The organism is Chryseobacterium sp. A321 (assembly GCF_054489265.1).
This window is the reverse complement of the sequence record NZ_JBTMWZ010000001.1, coordinates 1,036,079-1,051,711: the sequence shown is the minus strand read 5'-3', so window position 1 is coordinate 1,051,711 and position 15,633 is coordinate 1,036,079. Positions and strand designations below refer to the sequence as shown.

The window sequence follows — 15,633 nt, the reverse complement described above, 5'->3', positions numbered from 1 at the left end:
ACAACACTTCAATTATTTCAAACGACATTTTGCTCCCCGATTGCTATTGTCAATATAGCATTAGTTCTATTGTTTTCATAAGTTTATAAACTGCGGCAATTTGCTTTAAGGAAAAGCTATCAGAATAATTATTTTGATTTTTGTTTATTAAATCTATCAAAGTATCTGTTTTTTAGTATATTTGTTTATTATAATAAACAATAGTATGCTCGATTCGATTACGATAAAAGAAATGAAAACCAATATTGGGTCTTGGTGTCGAATGATGCGCAAAGCAGAACGTCTCACCAAACAGGAATTAGCTCAGGAGCTGGAGCTATCGAGATTCACCATAGCAAATCTCGAAAACGGAGAAAATCCTACGCTCGAAACATTATTGAAAATTTTACAATATTTCGATGAAATGAAAGGCTTAAATCAATTTATTGAAAATAAAATGGAAAATCTTTCCAATAACCAATCCATGTATTAAGTATGGCTAAAAATCAAATTATTTCTGTTCATTTTCAAGGGGTAGAGATTGGGAAAGTTGGCTATGATGAAGATCAGCGCAAATCATCTTTCCAGTATAATCCGGCGTTTTTAGAGATGGATTTGTATAAAAGGCTGTTCCCCTATGTCATTAGGAGAAGTCCAAATGTTCAGGTCTTTTCCGAATTTGAAGGTGAAACTTTTCGGGGTTTGCCACCGATGATTGCAGATTCTTTGCCTGACTATTTTGGAAACATCGTTTTTAAAGAATGGTTAGAAGCAAGCCATAAAGATATTAAGAACATTTCTCCCTTAGAGCAACTCACCTATGTAGGTCAAAGGGGAATGGGAGCTTTAGAATTTATTCCTGCCAAAGATCTTACCTCTAGCACAACGATTAATGTCGCAGAAATTGCGGAAGTGGTTAAAAAAGTACTTGACGTTAAAACAGCTGTTGAAGAAAAAGGATTGAGCGACGTGGCGCTACTAAATATTTTCAAAATTGGAACATCCGCTGGCGGTGCAAGACCCAAAATTTTGGTTTCAGAACATAAAAAAACAGGCCAGTTAAAAGCGGGTGATTTAGAAACTTCAATAGAGTACAATCACTATCTTATCAAATTGTCGATTGATGAAAACGAAGGATATTCTAAGGAAAAAGTAGAGTTTATTTACTACCAAATTGCCAAATCTTTAGGGATTGAAATGATGGACTCTAAAATGATTGATGATAAGCATTTTGCGACCCTACGGTTTGATCGGCTAGAAGGAGAGAAACAACATGTTTTGACCGCTTCTGGAATGACGGGTTGGGACTTTAAGAAACCAGAAAATTCTACTTATGAAAATCTTTTCCGATTATCAGTCGATCTTAGGCTTCCTCATAAAGATATAGAACAACTTTTCAAGCGAATGGTTTTTAATTTGGTTTTTGCCAATATTGATGATCATTTGAAGAACTTCGCCTTCATATATAACAGAGATAAAGACCGTTGGAATCTAGCGCCAGCCTATGATCTGACGTATCCGCTAGATGCTTTAAAGAATTATATAAGGGTTTCACGAGCGATGTCAATCAATGGAAAAAGAAGTGCTATTACCAGAGAGGACTTACTAAAGATAGCCGATCAGTTTACCGTGAAAAATCCGAATGCTATTATGGATCGTATGCTTGCGGCGACTGAATTATTTAGACCGCTTGCAGAGAAACAAGACATTCCACAAAAAGTGATTGATAAAATTGAAGCTGAATTTATTCAGTTATAGAATTAGGGCAGGTATTTGCAGCTCTTTTATAATTTGTCTAGTAACTGCATAACCAACTGATATAATGGAGAATTGCTCCTCTGAGCAAATTTATTTTAGATTTCAATTCAGAAAATTGCATATTATTAATTCTTTCCTTAAATTAGAGTCTGAAGTAAACAACACACCGACAATAGGTAAAACCATTATTAATTCTGTACGCATGAATACTCTAATCAATTATCTCAATTCTAACCACTACGAGTACGAGTATCAGGAAAAACAAGAGAAGCTAACTGTAAGGCTTAATTCCGTACAAGAAGTTATTGTATCAAAATCTCCTGAGGGAAGTTTAAACTTCTCCAATCGATTCACGGGATGGAATTTTCTCTCGGGATCTTTGCAAATGAGTTTTTCAAGTGCGATTCTTCTAAACCTTCTTTTTCTCGCTATCATGACATTTGCCATAGTGTATTTTGTATTAAAAAGCCCAATGGGAAATCCCACTGTCCATTTCGTCATTTTAGCCGCATACTTCCTTTTGTTTGGAGCAAGCTTTTACAAATACAGCAAGAATTTAAAGTCTTTTGAAGCGCAGGTTCGCTCGATAAAATAAAAAATTCTCTCCTGCTAAAACACCTGTTTCAGTTTTAAAATTCAAATTAGTCCCTTAAATAAACTAAAATTTAAGAGAGCTTTGTTATATACATAGTAGCGCTTCTTATGAAATAGGATGATTTCTAGAAATTTAACTGCTTAGAGAATTTTGAAAAGTATACGGGTTTAAATAAAACAATCAGCCAACCTTTCGAAAAAATAAGATCACTTCTTGAAAAGAAGTGCGGTGTTTAGAAATAAAAGAAGTAAAGAAAGAGTAACCCATACGGAAGTACTCATATCGCTTACTCTTTTGGCTTCCACTAAGGTCATCGCCTTTTGTGAAAGTTTTAAACTCTGGTTAATGTAATTATTGATTTCAATAATTTGGTCCATGTTTTTATTGGGAACCGCATGCTGCGAAAAATACACTAAGTTCTTTTTTCCAATGTATCCGGCAAGCCAGTACTCATCCGAGTTGTCCATTTGCAAGTATTCAAGTCGGTAATGCTCAGAGCGAATCTTACCCGCATGACGCAGGTCGAATTTTTCGGAATCTAGTTTTGTGGAATCTAGTTTAATTGCGTAAAAATCAACTGGCTGTGGCAGCTTGTTAATGATTTGTACCGCCATGGAGTTGGGAACAAGCTGATCGTAACTCTTCTGTACGAACCAGTACGCAAAAAAAGCACTCGCCCCTAGGACAATTACGACTCTCACCAAACGCACCTTTACACTATGCTTTCTCCTTTTCACGGTTGAAAGCAGAATAGCAAAGCACAGTAGCAAAAAGACGATAAAAACGAAATTCTCCATCGGGGGCAAAGATAGTAAATCTTCTTTCTAGGTGAGTCCCGATCCTTCGTAAATCCTTTGACCTAGTAAAAAAATGCGTGTAAAACCCACTCAACATTGATTATTTAACCCGCTGAACCCTAAAAGGAAGGATCTATGCATTTATCTCAACAAGAGTACCTATGCGTTGAAAAATAAAGTGTATTTTTATTTAGCCTTGGATCCTTAGATAGTATGGACCTAGGTACTAACAAACTTGTAAACTATATCCAGTATGAAAAATAATCTTTCGCTCGCGCTTGGCTTCTTCCTACTCTTGTTCTTTGGACTTGTATCGGCACAGAAGTACAAAATTTCCTATGAGATGAACTTTAAAAGGGGTCCAGCGGCCACTACACTGAGCAAAACGGATATGATCCTGCTGGTCGATCAATCAAAATCTATATTTCTTAACCGTAAGCATTATGAAGGAGATTCTCTTGCACAAACGCAGACCCTGTCCAATGGTCTTTTGCCTCCACGTTCTTTGAATTTCAAACAGATGGTGAAAAAAGACCATGAGGCAAAAACCTACTCTGAATATCTTCGTCTTGCACGAGAAATATATAAAACGAAAAGTCCCCTACCTAAACTTGATTGGAAGATCACTTCCGAAACCAAAACGGTCGGCGAATACAAAGTTCAAAAAGCTCTTTTAAGCCATTCAGGTAGGGAGTGGGAAGCTTGGTTTACCCCTGACATTTCGATTGCAGAAGGCCCGTCCGTTTTCTATGGACTGCCTGGTCTTATTTTATCGATGAAAGACTCGAAAGGGGATTATGAGTTTAACTTCACGGGAATAAAAAAAGAAGAGAATTTGAATGTCGATTATCAATTTAAAGAACCGCTACAAATAAGTAAAGCGCAGCGATCTAAGCTACTAATCGATTATTATAAGAACCCAATTCGCGATACTGGCGAAGTAAGCTCCCTATCCAATTTGAAAGTGAGAAAAGAGAGTATTCAAAAAGATCTTCGGGCAGACAACAATCCGGTAGAATTAAAGGACGCTATTCCCTATCCCTAAGACCGCTGATTTCTCATCCTATACTTTCCCTTCCCACTCGTTAAAGAACTGGTCTAAAAACTGCTCCATAAACGCATGACGCTGCTCGGCCAACGCTTTTGCTTTTGGGGTGTTCATAAGATCCTTTAAAAGAAGGAGTTTTTCGTAGAAGTGGTTAACTGTAGTCCCATTAGACTTCTTATACTCTTCTTTGGACATGTTCAAACTGGGTTTTTGATTAGGATCGTACATGGGATTGTTTTTAAATCCACCAAAATTGAAGGTCCTTGCGATTCCAATGGCTCCGATGGCATCCAATCGATCTGCATCTTGGACGATATCGAGTTCAATCGGTCTCGATTTTGGAGAATTCTCCCTATTTTTAAACGATATATGTTCAATAATATAGAGCACCTGATTTGTGATAGTCTCCTTCACTCCAATTGAGTCTAGAAACTTTTTAGAAATGCGTAGGGCTAAAGTTTCATCGCCGTCATGAAATTTTGGGTCTGCAATGTCGTGCAAAAGTGCAGCTAGTTCAACGACTTCCCTTTCACAGCTCGTATCCTCTGCAATTAACTTCGCATTTTTCCATACGCGCTCGATATGGAACCAGTCATGGCCTGCTTCCGCTCCCTCAAGCTGCTTTTTTACAAAGTCTATGGTTTTCTCTATGGTTTCGTTCATTTTGTATCGTGTAAAAAAGTAAGAACTCGTTTCCAAAGCACTTTGTTGTAGGACCGGAAAAAATTCACATGTCCGATGTCTTCTTTTGGACTGTCCTTCGGAAATAACAAGTCATAAGTGGGTTTTAAATTAGGATAGGTTCGGTCTAGTAAATCTTCGACTCCGGACTTGGTGAGCCATGCGTCATCACTCGCCCAAAGGACCAAGGTCTTTTGATTTAAACTCTTGGACACATCCACTTCGCTCTTATCGAGCAGTTTTCCAGTGGATTTTCTGTGAAGGATTAGGGTTCTCCAATCCTTGCTTACTCCCTTGGGGAGAGGCTCTCCTAAGGCAAAAAACGGAGCTGGAAAATAGCCAAGTACACTTGTCGTAAGCGGCTCAAGCAGTCCGAACCCTGCGAGTCCTAAGAGCTTTGTTTTTAAGTCTAAATGCCCGACATACGCATTTTGCGTAGAGACAAATACAAATTTCTCAAAGTTCTTTGAATCCTCGTTCATTCCCAGGATAAGAGCTCCCACCGAATGGCCTACCAAATAGGTTTCAAATCCACTATAGTTCTGCTCAATGTAGTCTGTGACTGCTTTGAAATCGAGTGCGCCCCAAACTCGCATCGTAGCTTTTAGGCTCCGTATATCTCCATTCTTAGATAGTCCAATTCCTCTATAATCGTAACATAAGACGTGAAATCCTTCTTCACAAAGGTAGGTAGCAAACGAATAGTAGACCTGTTGCCTTACGCCGGTTGCGCAGTTAATAACCACTAGTTTCGAACTTGGATCTGCGGGGGTAAAAAGGGTGGTAGCTAAAGAATAGCCGTCCTTTGCACTAAGTGTTATACTTGTTTTCATAAGAACTCGGGACTTTCTAATTTTAGAAGAACCACTCAATTAGCGCCTTCTACAAAAGTCTCTTTAAATATGGAAGTTTTTTAATTACTTCACTTAAAAGGAGCCCATAGACTGTATGCTCTGAATATAGTTTTAGTGAGAATCGAGATCCTTTAAGAAAGGAAGTCCTGCCTGTGAGCCTCGATTAATCGCTACTTTTAGAGAAACGTTATTTCCGAACTTTACGCACTCTTCTGTGGATTTTCCTTGGCAGAAGGCTAGTGCAAATCCCGAAGTGAACGCATCTCCCATTCCCATTTTGTGAAGAATCTCGTCGTGGTCATTTCTTAAATAGCGCATTTCAGACCCGTTGTAAAAAGTAGTGGAATTGCTATCGTCTCGTACAAAAAGTACGTTTGCAAAGGATTTGATTAAATTCTTTTCATTGCAGTTGGCAAAGACAATCGGAAGATCTACACTTTTTGCCACAATGAAGGAGGCATATCGTAGGGTCTCTAAGGAAAGACTCAGTCCAGGAGCGGCATAGATCCCAAGTTTTAAATTGTGCTTCTGCGCTAGTTTCGCGGTGGCCTCAACCACTTCCATAGGAACCTCCAATTGAATGAGCACAAGATCTGCGGATTCAAATTCCTTTTCTGCAGCCTCAATATCAGAAGGTTTTAAAAGGTGGTTTGCAGCCGGAACGACTACGATGGCATTCTTCCCTTCCGAAGCAGAAACATAGGCGGAACCAGTTGCGGCCTCGCTTGTTTGTACCACATGAGATACATCGACCCCCTCCTTTTTCAGATTATCTAAAATTTGCTGGCCTTTGGAATCTTTTCCTACGCATCCAATAAAGGATACATTCGCACCCAATCTTGCCGTACCTACGGCCTGATTGGCACCTTTTCCGCCAAAAAAATATTCGCTGTTGTACGCTAAAACGGTTTCGCCAGGTTCGGGATGGGTTTTGGTGTTTAACACCAAATCCACGGAGCTACTGCCCACCACGATAATTTTAGGTTGCTTAGAGGTATTACGCATTGCAATTGAGGTTAAATAACAAATTTAGGGCATTCAAGAGTAAGACTCAAACTTTTAGGACAAAATTAACTGCCGACTTCGATAAACTCACTTACGACCTTGACAATTTCACCACTTGAATCAAGTCCAAAATAGCTTGCGTAAAAGCCTTCTCCGTAGCCTGCCTCAAAGGCAAACACTTGTCCTTTCTTCTCCTTATTTGGAGTTAAAAGAGCAAACTGATCAATCGCGCCATTTTCATCAAAAAATTCTTCGTGAAAAAACTCCTCATACAGTCCCATAAAATCCACTCCTTTTCTTTCGTAGAGCGTTTGCTCTAATAGAGAAAGTTCGTTTTGCGTATCGCTGTCCATGTAAGCGGCCATTCCTGATTCCACAGGAAAACCAAAAATTTCACCCGAGGCAAGTTCTTTTGGATCTTGTCCCTGCGTAAGCCCTAACTCCCAATCCACAACGGGAGTGTCCGCGCATACGAGCTCTATGTAGGCTACGCAGCTGCTTTCTCTCTCCTTGTGAATCAGCATAGGGTAATCGCCTGACTTAAGTCGACGCGTAAAAGGCTTCATGTCGCTTGTGATTAAAGGATCACAGGCCACGAGCTCCCCTGTGGGAAGATGAAGCATCCCTGCTTCAAAAGTCTCTAGAAGTGGACTTTCTACGAAATTGCGGCTAAAAAGTTTCTTTATATTCTCGATGGGTTCCATATCGTTCAATTCTTAAGTATAGACAAAGCAAAACAATGCCAAAGTAAAGTCCCATTGAAAATAGAAATCATTTCCCCCTACTTCCTGTTGACTTCAGATACATAAACCCCAAGATTTCCTTGGGGCTTTAAGCTTTGCGCACTTGTGCTGCTTCCCGTAATTAAAGGGTAAGGAGCTTTTGCTCCAACAACGCGATTTTATCTTCCGCGTCCTTATGTTTTTTTCTTTCCATTTCCACTACCTTTTCAGGAGCTCCGCTCATGAATTTCTCATTCGAAAGTTTTTTCTCGACAGATTTTAAAAATCCTTTTAGGTACGTGATTTCTTCCTGTGTTTTCTCCTTTTCTGCTTCTAAATCGAGGGTCTCGCTTAAAGGAATCGAGAACTCCTGGTTCCCCACAAGGAAAGTATAGCTAGGCAGAGACGTTTTGCTTTCAAAATGAACACTTTCCAAGTTTGCAAGTTTCTCGAGAACCGGAAGGTTCGCAAGGTTCTTGCTGCTGGTGTAAAGTTCTACCGCTTCTCTTGGAGAAAGCCCTTTGCTTTGGCGGTAGTTTCGTACTCCAGAAATTATTTCTTTTGTCAGTTCAAAGTCATTTAAGATCTTTTCATCAAACGCTTTCCCTTCCGATTGTTGCGCAATAATGAGCGCCTCCTCTGCATTTCTTTCCCCCGCATTTTGCCAAAGTTCTTCTGTTAAGAACGGCATAAACGGGTGAAGCAGTTTTAATAGCTCCTCAAAGTATCCGATGCTACGCTCGTAAACTTCTTTTGAAGCCTTCTCACCATAGCTAGGCTTAATGGCCTCTAAATACCAAGAGCAGAAATCATCCCAAATCAGTTTGTATAATAAATGAAGTGCATCTGAAATTCTAAATTTCTCGAACTGCTCGTTGATCTCCACGATGGTTTTGTCCAGTTTGTTTTCAAACCAATCCATGGTTTGAAGATCTCCTTGGCTCGCTTTAATATCTTCCGATTTTTCCCAGCCTTCCATGAGTCGGTAGGCATTCCATATTTTGGTTGCAAAATTTCGTCCTTGAAGCATTAAATCTTCATCAAACAGAAGGTCATTCCCTGCCGCTGAACTTAATAGAATTCCCACGCGAACGCCGTCCGCACCGTGCTGCTCTATTAATTTAAGCGCATCGGGTGAATTCCCAAGGGATTTCGACATTTTGCGTCTTTGCTTGTCTCTAACGATTCCTGTGAAGTATACATTTTTAAACGGCACTTCTCCTCTAAACTCTTGTCCAGCCATAATCATACGAGCCACCCAGAAAAAGATAATGTCCGGACCTGTAACTAGGTCTGAGGTTGGGTAGTAATACGAAATGTCTTTGTTTTCAGGGTCAAGCAGTCCATCAAATACGGACATAGGCCAAAGCCACGAAGAGAACCAGGTATCAAGCGCGTCTTCATCTTGCGACAAAGAAGAAAGGGTAAGGGAAGAATTCCCTGTTTTTTCTTTGGCAAGAGTAAGCGCCTCTTCGATGGTTTCCGCAACGACAAAATCCGATTCGCCGGATCCGTAATAAAAGGCAGGAATTCTTTGTCCCCACCACAATTGACGAGATATGTTCCAGTCCCGGATGTTATCCATCCAGTGTCGATAGGTATTTTTAAATTTCTCAGGATGGAATTTAACCTCATCGTTCATCACCACGTCTAATGCGGGTTTTGCGAGTCCGTCCATTTTCAAAAACCACTGCACGGAGATTTTAGGCTCAATCACAGCGCCGGTTCTCTCCGAAGTACCGACTTTATTCACGTAGTCTTCTGCTTTTAGAAGCAAATCCTTTTCCGCAAGTTCTTTTGCAATCTCTTTACGAACCACAAAACGTTCTTTGCCTGCATAATGCAGTCCGTGCTCATTTAATTTTCCTTCCGAGTCTAAAGAATCAATTAGCTCCAGACCGTGCTTTTGACCAATTTCGTAGTCATTGATGTCGTGAGCAGGGGTGATTTTCAATGCCCCAGTTCCAAATTCTAAATCCACATAGTCATCACTAATCACAGGAATGACTCTTCCTACGATAGGCACAATTACGTTTTTTCCCATTAGATGAGCGTAACGCTCATCTGCGGGATTCACGCAGATTGCGGTATCTCCAAAAATGGTCTCGGGTCTAGTGGTCGCAACCGTAAGAAACTCCTCGCTTCCTTCCACTTTGTATTTCAGAAAATAAAGCTTTCCGTTTTGCTCTTTGTAAATAACCTCTTCGTCCGAGATATTGGTCTGCGCTTCAGGATCCCAGTTCACCATTCGGTGTCCACGGTAAATAAGTCCTTTGCGGTACAAAGCCACAAACGATTTAATTACCTGCTCAGAAAGTTTAGGTTCTAAGGTAAAGCGTGTACGGTCCCAGTCACAAGAGGCTCCAAGTTTTTTAAGTTGCTCTAAAATAGTGCCGCCATACTCGTTTGTCCAATCCCATGCATGCTTAAGAAACAGTTCTCTGGTCAGGTCTTTCTTTTCAACCCCTTCGCTCTTTAGCTTTGCCACTACCTTTGCTTCTGTAGCAATGGATGCGTGGTCCGTTCCCGGTACCCAGCAAGCATTGTAGCCTCTCATTCTTGCGCGGCGCACAAGAACATCCTGAATTGTATTGTTTAGCATATGCCCCATATGCAAAATTCCGGTCACATTGGGAGGGGGGATCACCACCGTGTACGGGGGACGATCGTCAGGGGTACTTTTAAAATACCCGTTCTCACTCCAATAGCGGTACCATTTCTCTTCTGTTTCGGAAGGGTTGTATTTGTCATTAAGTGGCATAAACTCTAATTTTTAATTTCCTAGGTGCAAAAATAGGCAAAACAAAAATTTAAAAACATTTAATCAAAATATTTTTAACTTTGTCCCTTGGAATTTATCCAAGCGAAGGATTTTCCAAAGTATAAATACTTACATATTATGAGAAAACTATTATCAATCTTACTTGTGGCAGGCGCACTTGCCACTACGTACGCACAGAAAATTGCATTTGATAAAACCACCATTGAGTACGGAATTATTGAAATGGGATCGGACGGACATCGTTATTTTAATGTTAGAAACATAGGAGACAAACCTCTAATCATTAATAAAGTACAAGCCGCTTGCGGTTGTACGACTCCAGAATGGAGCCAAGCGCCTGTACTACCTGGAAAAAGCTCGAAAATCAAAGTAGGCTACGACACCAAAATAAAAGGAGAGTTCACCAAACTAATTGAGGTGTATTCGAACGACCCGAAACAAGGTAGAGCCACACTTTACATCAAAGGAAACGTTCAACCGAAAGGAGAAGTACCTGCTAATGCAGCCCCAAAAGGGAAGAAAGCTGGAAAATAAGAAAAGAGAATTGAAATTTTAATTTTGGCCCATTTCCCCTAAAGAAAATGAAAAGCGTAGAGACTTTAGCGTCTCTGCGCTTTTTTTATTTTAGGGAAGGAAAGCCTTGCGGTTCTAAATTATTTACTAATTTTAACCTTAAAGTAAGCAAGGAACCATTTAAGGTTTTCCTTCTGCTTTCATAGAAACGAGGTCTGAAGACCTTTAAGACACAAAATGATTTTTAATTAAACACAGCTAAGGATGGATTTAGATTTCAGCGATAACTTCCGCGCAAAAGGCAAGGTTAAACTCGAAAAGCATAGCACCCGCTACGAGGGTGAGCTTACCAAAGCCCAAGGAAAGGCCCTACTCAAATTAGAGAAGGAAAAACTCTACGAACTCCAAGAAAAACTTTACGCGGACGGTTCAAAGTCGCTCCTTATTATCCTCCAAGCTATGGATGCCGCCGGCAAAGACAGTTTAATTGAACATGTCTTTGGTGGGGTAAATCCACAGGGCTGTGAAGTCACCTCCTTTAAAACGCCAAGCACGAAGGAATATTCTCACGATTTCCTATGGCGACATACAATCGCCCTTCCTGCAAAAGGAAAAATCGGAATCTTTAACCGCTCCCACTACGAAAGCGTTTTGGTCTGCAAAGTGCATCCTGAGTACAATTTGAGCGAAAAAGTATGGGACGACGTAAAAGAATTTGACACCCAATTCTGGGAAGATCGCTTTGAAAGCATTGAGCATTTTGAGAAGCATTTGGCAGGCAACGGAACGAAAATCGTGAAGTTATTTTTGCATGTTTCAAAAGACGAACAAAAAGAGCGCTTTTTGGATCGATTGAATGAAGAAGAAAAAAACTGGAAGTTTGCTCATGGCGATCTAAAAGAAAGGGCGCTTTGGAATGAATACCAAGACGCTTATGAGACTGCGATATCGAAAACCTCCAAAGACCATGCTCCTTGGTTTATCGTTCCTGCCGATCAAAAGTGGTTTGCTAGAGTAGCCGCGGTTCAAATTATTATTGATGCGCTTGAAGAAATGGACCTTTCGTTTCCAGATTTCCCGAAAGAGAGAAAGAAGGAGCTCCTTGAGGCAAAAAAGGCGTTAGAGAGCGAAAAATAAAAACCCATAAGAAATTCTATAAGCCGGATTCTGTATCGCCCTAAAGGGCGATGCTTGTTATTTATCTACGCAAGGCATTGCTGCCTTACTTGAGCTGATTACCCCTCGGCATTGGACGGGCCGCCCTTAATTGCCGATATACTTACCATTGCACCGTATAGAGTTTACCTGGTTTCACTACAGCCGAACTGTACATACTTTCTGTTGCACTTGTCCTCGCATCACTGCGGACGGATGTTATCCGCTATACTGCCCTACGGTGTCCGGACTTTCCTACCCTTCCAAAGGAAGAATCAACAAGCCGAATTTCTTATGGATGGCAAAGATACTTTATTTTGAGCTTTTTTTACGCATCGGAGTGCAGCGGTCTCCATAGGAAATCTCGCTTCAATTCTTAAAAATCAAATGAGTAGTATCCGCCGTAACAAGAGTTACGGCTCACTATTTACTTGAAAACAGGAGGGATTTGAGACCTTAGAATTCTACTCGTCCTTAATTGCAGGTTGAGTAAAGACTTCCATAAGACCTTCTGGAAGTTCCATTGTAATGGTCTTTACTTCTCGATTAACGTCTAAGATCCAATCCTTGATAATCGGGACCACTACTTGTTTACCCTCAAGATTCGTTAAAAAGTAATGCTGCGCGGTTTGGTCGTTGATCGATTGAATGACGCCGAAGTTAGCTCCGTGCTGATCCAAAAGTTCAAAACCTACGACTTCGTGGTAATAGAACTTCTTACCAGAAAGTTTAGGAAGTGTAGACAAAGGCAAATAAACCTCTCTCCCTAGAACTTGATCAATTTGTGATTCGGAGGCATTTTTGAAAAAAACCAATTTTGAATCCCCTTTTAACCACTGCTGCTTCTCAATAAAGAAAGGCACAAGCATTCCGTTAATCTCGACAAAGATCCCCTCTAGCTTACTATAGAGCTCAGGCTGGTCTGTATCTAACTTTAAAACCACATTGCCCGCAAGTCCATGACGGCGAGTAAGTTTTCCTAGCAAGTAGCAATCTTCTTTATTCAAAACAGTTGTATTTTCAAATTATAATTTAGTTCTAAGAATGTTCAAGACCTCTTCATTAGCATGCCTTAGGTCCAAAAAGTTTCTTGTGTGCAAATTTAAGAGAATTGTTCTAATTAAATTGAGTGAATTTATATTTGTTATAAGGTACTGCATTTCCGAAGCAATAATAAAATTCAGTCTCTGGATTATTGACAAGGATGGTTTGGAAAATTTGTCAGGCTAATCCCTGACAAACACAAAGTTTTTGTCAGGGTATAGATTGAATTTTGTTTTGAGGATATCCTTTTATTCGCATAGCTCAAAGAATTCCAAAGACTTTACTCAAAAATAAATCGAATTTCTTTAGGCATAAAATGCAGCGCCTCAAAATCCTTAATGACCTCAATTTGATGGGAAGTTTTTGGCGGTACGATAAGGGAATCTCCTTCTCGAAGTAGAGTGGCCTTGTCATTCATATGGAATAGGATTTCCCCAGTCTTCATATAAACGACGGATTCTAAACTAGCAGAATGCCTCGGGAGCATTTCTCCCTCATTTCCACTCATTTGCTTTAGCGTAAGCGACTCTCCCGCAGAGAGAAGCTTTACGGTAGGGTTGACAGAATTATTCATATCTTCTACTTTTGGGTTTATTCTACTAAGGTACCCATTCGCTTGGATATTAGAAGGCATTCTGATTTATATCAGTACTCATTCAAACAAAAAAAAGGTGCTACCGAAGTAACACCTTTTGTATAAGAATCTTTGTAAGAGCTTATGCTTTCGCTTCACCCTCCGCTTCTGGAGCTGCTTCTTCTGCTGCTGGAGCTTCTGGAGCTGCCTCCTCTGCTGCCGGAGCCTCAGTTTCTGGAGCAACCTCTGCTACTGGAGCTGCTGCTTCCGCTTCCGCTGCTGCTTTTGCATCTGCCTCCGCTTTTGCTTGAGCTTCTGCTTCTGCTTTCGCTGCATCTTCTGCTGCTTTTGCTTCTGCAACTACAGCTTCTTGAGCTGCTATTCTGTCCGCGTTTACTTTCGCTTCTGCTTCAAGAGCTGCTTTTTTCGCATCTTCTTTCGCTGAGCTTAATGATTGTTTCTGTCCTTCTACCGCTTTGTCTTTGTCTTCTGCCCAAGCTGCAAATCTTTTGTCTGCTTCTGCTTGATCAAAAGCTCCTTTTGCTACACCCCCTTGAAGGTGTTTTTTAAGAAGAGCTCCTTTGTGAGAAAGAATTGCTCTTGCCGTATCGGTAGGCTGAGCTCCTTGGTTTAACCAAAGTACTGCTTTATCCACGTCCAATTCAATAGTCGCTGGATTGGTGATAGGGTTGTAGATACCTAGTCTTTCGATGTAACGTCCATCTCTTCTAGCTTTCGCGTCTGCTACCACAATGTGAAAGAAAGGTTTACCTTTCTTACCGTGTCTTTGTAATCTAATTTTTACTGACATAAGTTTAAAATTTTGGGAAACTCGTCCCGGTTAACATTTTGAGTCTGCAAATTTAAGTTATTTTTCTCAAGTAACCTTCTGTTACCCTTCTATTTTCAAAAAAATATTGAAGTTTTTTGAAAAAGACTTTCTTTAGGGGTAACTTAGCGGGAAACTCCTGAGTCTCAGAGCCTCTATTCTTGATCTAGTGACCCCATGAAGAAAAAGCCTAAACAATATTGGTTCTCCTCCATTTTGAGCTCTGGGCCCATGTGATCTTTTAGCCCTGGAGAAGACCAATACGCTCCCACTCCTGCGGCGCTTGCCGTTAAATACATGTTTTGAACCGCCATGGAAACGGCTGCAATTTCTTCCCACTGAGGAACCAGTCCTGAATAGTTCACCACAATGGACACCACGGCATCCGACTGCTCCCACTTTAGGGAAATATCGTGGTATTTTTTTTCAAGAAACACCTCTGGCCTTGTGGTTTCTTTGTAAACCTCTGCCAGTCTTTCTCCCATTTTATTTTTCTGCTCCCCTTGAAAAACTTGAAAACGCCATGGGCGTGTTCGCTTATGGTTAGGAGCGTAATTTGCAGAATCTAAAATTTCATTTAGGACCTCTGGATCAATGGGCTGACCGTTATAATCTTTTGGGAATCGGCTCTTTCGGCCTTTTATAATTTGATTAAGTACTTCTTGTGAATTCATGAGCCAAAGATAATTCGATATCTCAATTAAGAAAAGTATTCTTAGTAGATTTCTTCTATTCTTTGGGTAATGTTATTTAACTTAAACTGCTCGCCTTTCTTTTTCCCAAGTAGAATTTGTGCCATCGGACTTTCAATGGAAATTGCATAGTATCGATCCCCATCGAAGAAGATCTCCCCTAAGGAAACAGAAATATAAAATCGGGCTTTGTTGGTGATTACAAGGGAACCCCTTTGAATTCTCTGTGTGGGGGAAGAGATTACTTTCTCAAGTTCTTTTTGCATCTTTTTTAGACTCGCCATTTGGCGATCCAAATGATACAGTTCCTGCTGCAACTCTTCTCGAATGCTGTCGTATTTCGTGGTCTTTTTAATGTCTTGGCTAGCTTCGCGAGTAAATTCGCGGTAGTACTCCAGAGTTTTAACTTTTCCGGAGAGGGTTTGCTTTACGAATTCTCGAAGCTCTGCTTTACTGTAGTTTCCTGTTAGCACATTCCAAATGTAGAGAATTCCTTTTATTTCACCATTTCCCTTTTATGCGATTGCAATAGAAAGTCAAAAAAAAGGCGCACTATAGTGGAACTCCGCTGCTAAGCCCCCTTCTTTAGAGGTTCTCCTAGGAAA

17 protein-coding genes and 1 other RNA gene are annotated in these 15,633 nt (G+C 40.5%); 6 read left to right on the top strand and 12 right to left on the bottom strand.

Translation table 11 applies throughout. The features are described 5' to 3' along the window. The first annotated feature begins 205 nt into the window (after nt 1-205). The 3 genes from ACX3PZ_RS05080 (at nt 206) to ACX3PZ_RS05070 (ending at nt 2,332) form a co-directional block, all read left to right on the top strand. On the top strand, nt 206-472 hold the full coding sequence (locus ACX3PZ_RS05080; RefSeq protein WP_459112066.1) for a helix-turn-helix transcriptional regulator: 267 nt from the start codon (nt 206-208) through the stop codon (nt 470-472). 2 nt (nt 473-474) lie between these two features. Beyond that, nucleotides 475-1,737 carry a type II toxin-antitoxin system HipA family toxin gene (locus ACX3PZ_RS05075; protein WP_459112065.1) on the top strand — a complete coding sequence of 421 codons (1,263 nt, stop codon included), beginning with the start codon at nt 475-477 and terminating at the stop codon, nt 1,735-1,737. 202 nt (nt 1,738-1,939) lie between these two features. Beyond that, nucleotides 1,940-2,332 carry a hypothetical protein gene (locus ACX3PZ_RS05070; protein ID WP_459112064.1) on the top strand — a complete coding sequence of 131 codons (393 nt, stop codon included), beginning with the start codon at nt 1,940-1,942 and terminating at the stop codon, nt 2,330-2,332. A 206-nt stretch (nt 2,333-2,538) separates the two neighbouring features. Here the strand turns inward: ACX3PZ_RS05070 and ACX3PZ_RS05065 are convergent, their stop codons facing one another. Further along, nucleotides 2,539-3,129 carry a hypothetical protein gene (locus ACX3PZ_RS05065; protein ID WP_459083455.1) on the bottom strand — a complete coding sequence of 197 codons (591 nt, stop codon included), beginning with the start codon at nt 3,127-3,129 and terminating at the stop codon, nt 2,539-2,541. A gap of 253 nt (nt 3,130-3,382) precedes the next feature. On the opposite strand from ACX3PZ_RS05065, the gene ACX3PZ_RS05060 reads away from it, so the two are divergent. Continuing rightward, on the top strand, nt 3,383-4,174 hold the full coding sequence (locus ACX3PZ_RS05060) for a GLPGLI family protein (protein WP_459112063.1): 792 nt from the start codon (nt 3,383-3,385) through the stop codon (nt 4,172-4,174). Nucleotides 4,175-4,192: 18 nt separating this feature from the next. Here the strand turns inward: ACX3PZ_RS05060 and ACX3PZ_RS05055 are convergent, their stop codons facing one another. From ACX3PZ_RS05055 to ACX3PZ_RS05035, 5 genes are all read right to left on the bottom strand, one after another. Then, nucleotides 4,193-4,840, bottom strand: a complete 648-nt coding sequence (locus tag ACX3PZ_RS05055) for an HD domain-containing protein (protein ID WP_459083453.1) — start codon at nt 4,838-4,840, stop codon at nt 4,193-4,195. Further along, on the bottom strand, nt 4,837-5,691 hold the full coding sequence (locus ACX3PZ_RS05050) for an alpha/beta hydrolase family protein (protein WP_459112062.1): 855 nt from the start codon (nt 5,689-5,691) through the stop codon (nt 4,837-4,839). The genes ACX3PZ_RS05055 and ACX3PZ_RS05050 overlap by 4 nt, the downstream gene beginning before the upstream one ends. A gap of 132 nt (nt 5,692-5,823) precedes the next feature. After that, nucleotides 5,824-6,717: a ribokinase gene (locus ACX3PZ_RS05045; RefSeq protein ID WP_459112061.1), complete on the bottom strand. Its 894-nt coding sequence runs from the start codon at nt 6,715-6,717 to the stop codon at nt 5,824-5,826. 65 nt (nt 6,718-6,782) lie between these two features. Beyond that, a complete protein-coding gene (locus ACX3PZ_RS05040; protein ID WP_459112060.1) occupies nt 6,783-7,421 on the bottom strand; it encodes a DUF4241 domain-containing protein in 639 nt (212 codons plus the stop codon). Between the two features lie 160 nt (nt 7,422-7,581). Next, nucleotides 7,582-10,200, bottom strand: coding sequence for a valine--tRNA ligase (locus ACX3PZ_RS05035; RefSeq protein WP_459112059.1), 2,619 nt, complete (start codon nt 10,198-10,200; stop codon nt 7,582-7,584). Nucleotides 10,201-10,338: 138 nt separating this feature from the next. Between ACX3PZ_RS05035 and ACX3PZ_RS05030 the strand changes: the two genes are divergently transcribed. Further along, nucleotides 10,339-10,755, top strand: a complete 417-nt coding sequence (locus ACX3PZ_RS05030; RefSeq protein WP_459112058.1) for a DUF1573 domain-containing protein — start codon at nt 10,339-10,341, stop codon at nt 10,753-10,755. 243 nt (nt 10,756-10,998) lie between these two features. Then, nucleotides 10,999-11,871 (top strand): PPK2 family polyphosphate kinase, encoded by an 873-nt coding sequence (locus tag ACX3PZ_RS05025; RefSeq protein ID WP_459112057.1) that lies wholly within the window; start codon nt 10,999-11,001, stop codon nt 11,869-11,871. A gap of 3 nt (nt 11,872-11,874) precedes the next feature. Here ACX3PZ_RS05025 and rnpB read toward each other — a convergent pair. The 6 genes from rnpB to ACX3PZ_RS04995 form a co-directional block, all read right to left on the bottom strand. Beyond that, an RNA gene (gene rnpB, locus ACX3PZ_RS05020) (RNase P RNA component class A) lies at nt 11,875-12,184 on the bottom strand. A gap of 169 nt (nt 12,185-12,353) precedes the next feature. Then, entirely contained in the window at nt 12,354-12,896 is a 543-nt protein-coding gene (gene rimM, locus ACX3PZ_RS05015; RefSeq protein ID WP_459112056.1) for a ribosome maturation factor RimM, read from the bottom strand. Nucleotides 12,897-13,213: 317 nt separating this feature from the next. After that, the gene (locus tag ACX3PZ_RS05010) at nt 13,214-13,507 is read right to left on the bottom strand and encodes a cupin domain-containing protein (RefSeq protein WP_459112055.1); all 294 of its coding nucleotides are present in this window, start codon (nt 13,505-13,507) and stop codon (nt 13,214-13,216) included. 142 nt (nt 13,508-13,649) lie between these two features. Further along, on the bottom strand, nt 13,650-14,318 hold the full coding sequence (locus ACX3PZ_RS05005) for a 30S ribosomal protein S16 (protein ID WP_459083443.1): 669 nt from the start codon (nt 14,316-14,318) through the stop codon (nt 13,650-13,652). A gap of 173 nt (nt 14,319-14,491) precedes the next feature. Beyond that, on the bottom strand, nt 14,492-15,010 hold the full coding sequence (locus tag ACX3PZ_RS05000; protein WP_459112054.1) for a nitroreductase family protein: 519 nt from the start codon (nt 15,008-15,010) through the stop codon (nt 14,492-14,494). A 41-nt stretch (nt 15,011-15,051) separates the two neighbouring features. Continuing rightward, on the bottom strand, nt 15,052-15,501 hold the full coding sequence (locus ACX3PZ_RS04995; protein ID WP_459112053.1) for a hypothetical protein: 450 nt from the start codon (nt 15,499-15,501) through the stop codon (nt 15,052-15,054). Nucleotides 15,502-15,633 lie beyond the last annotated feature (132 nt).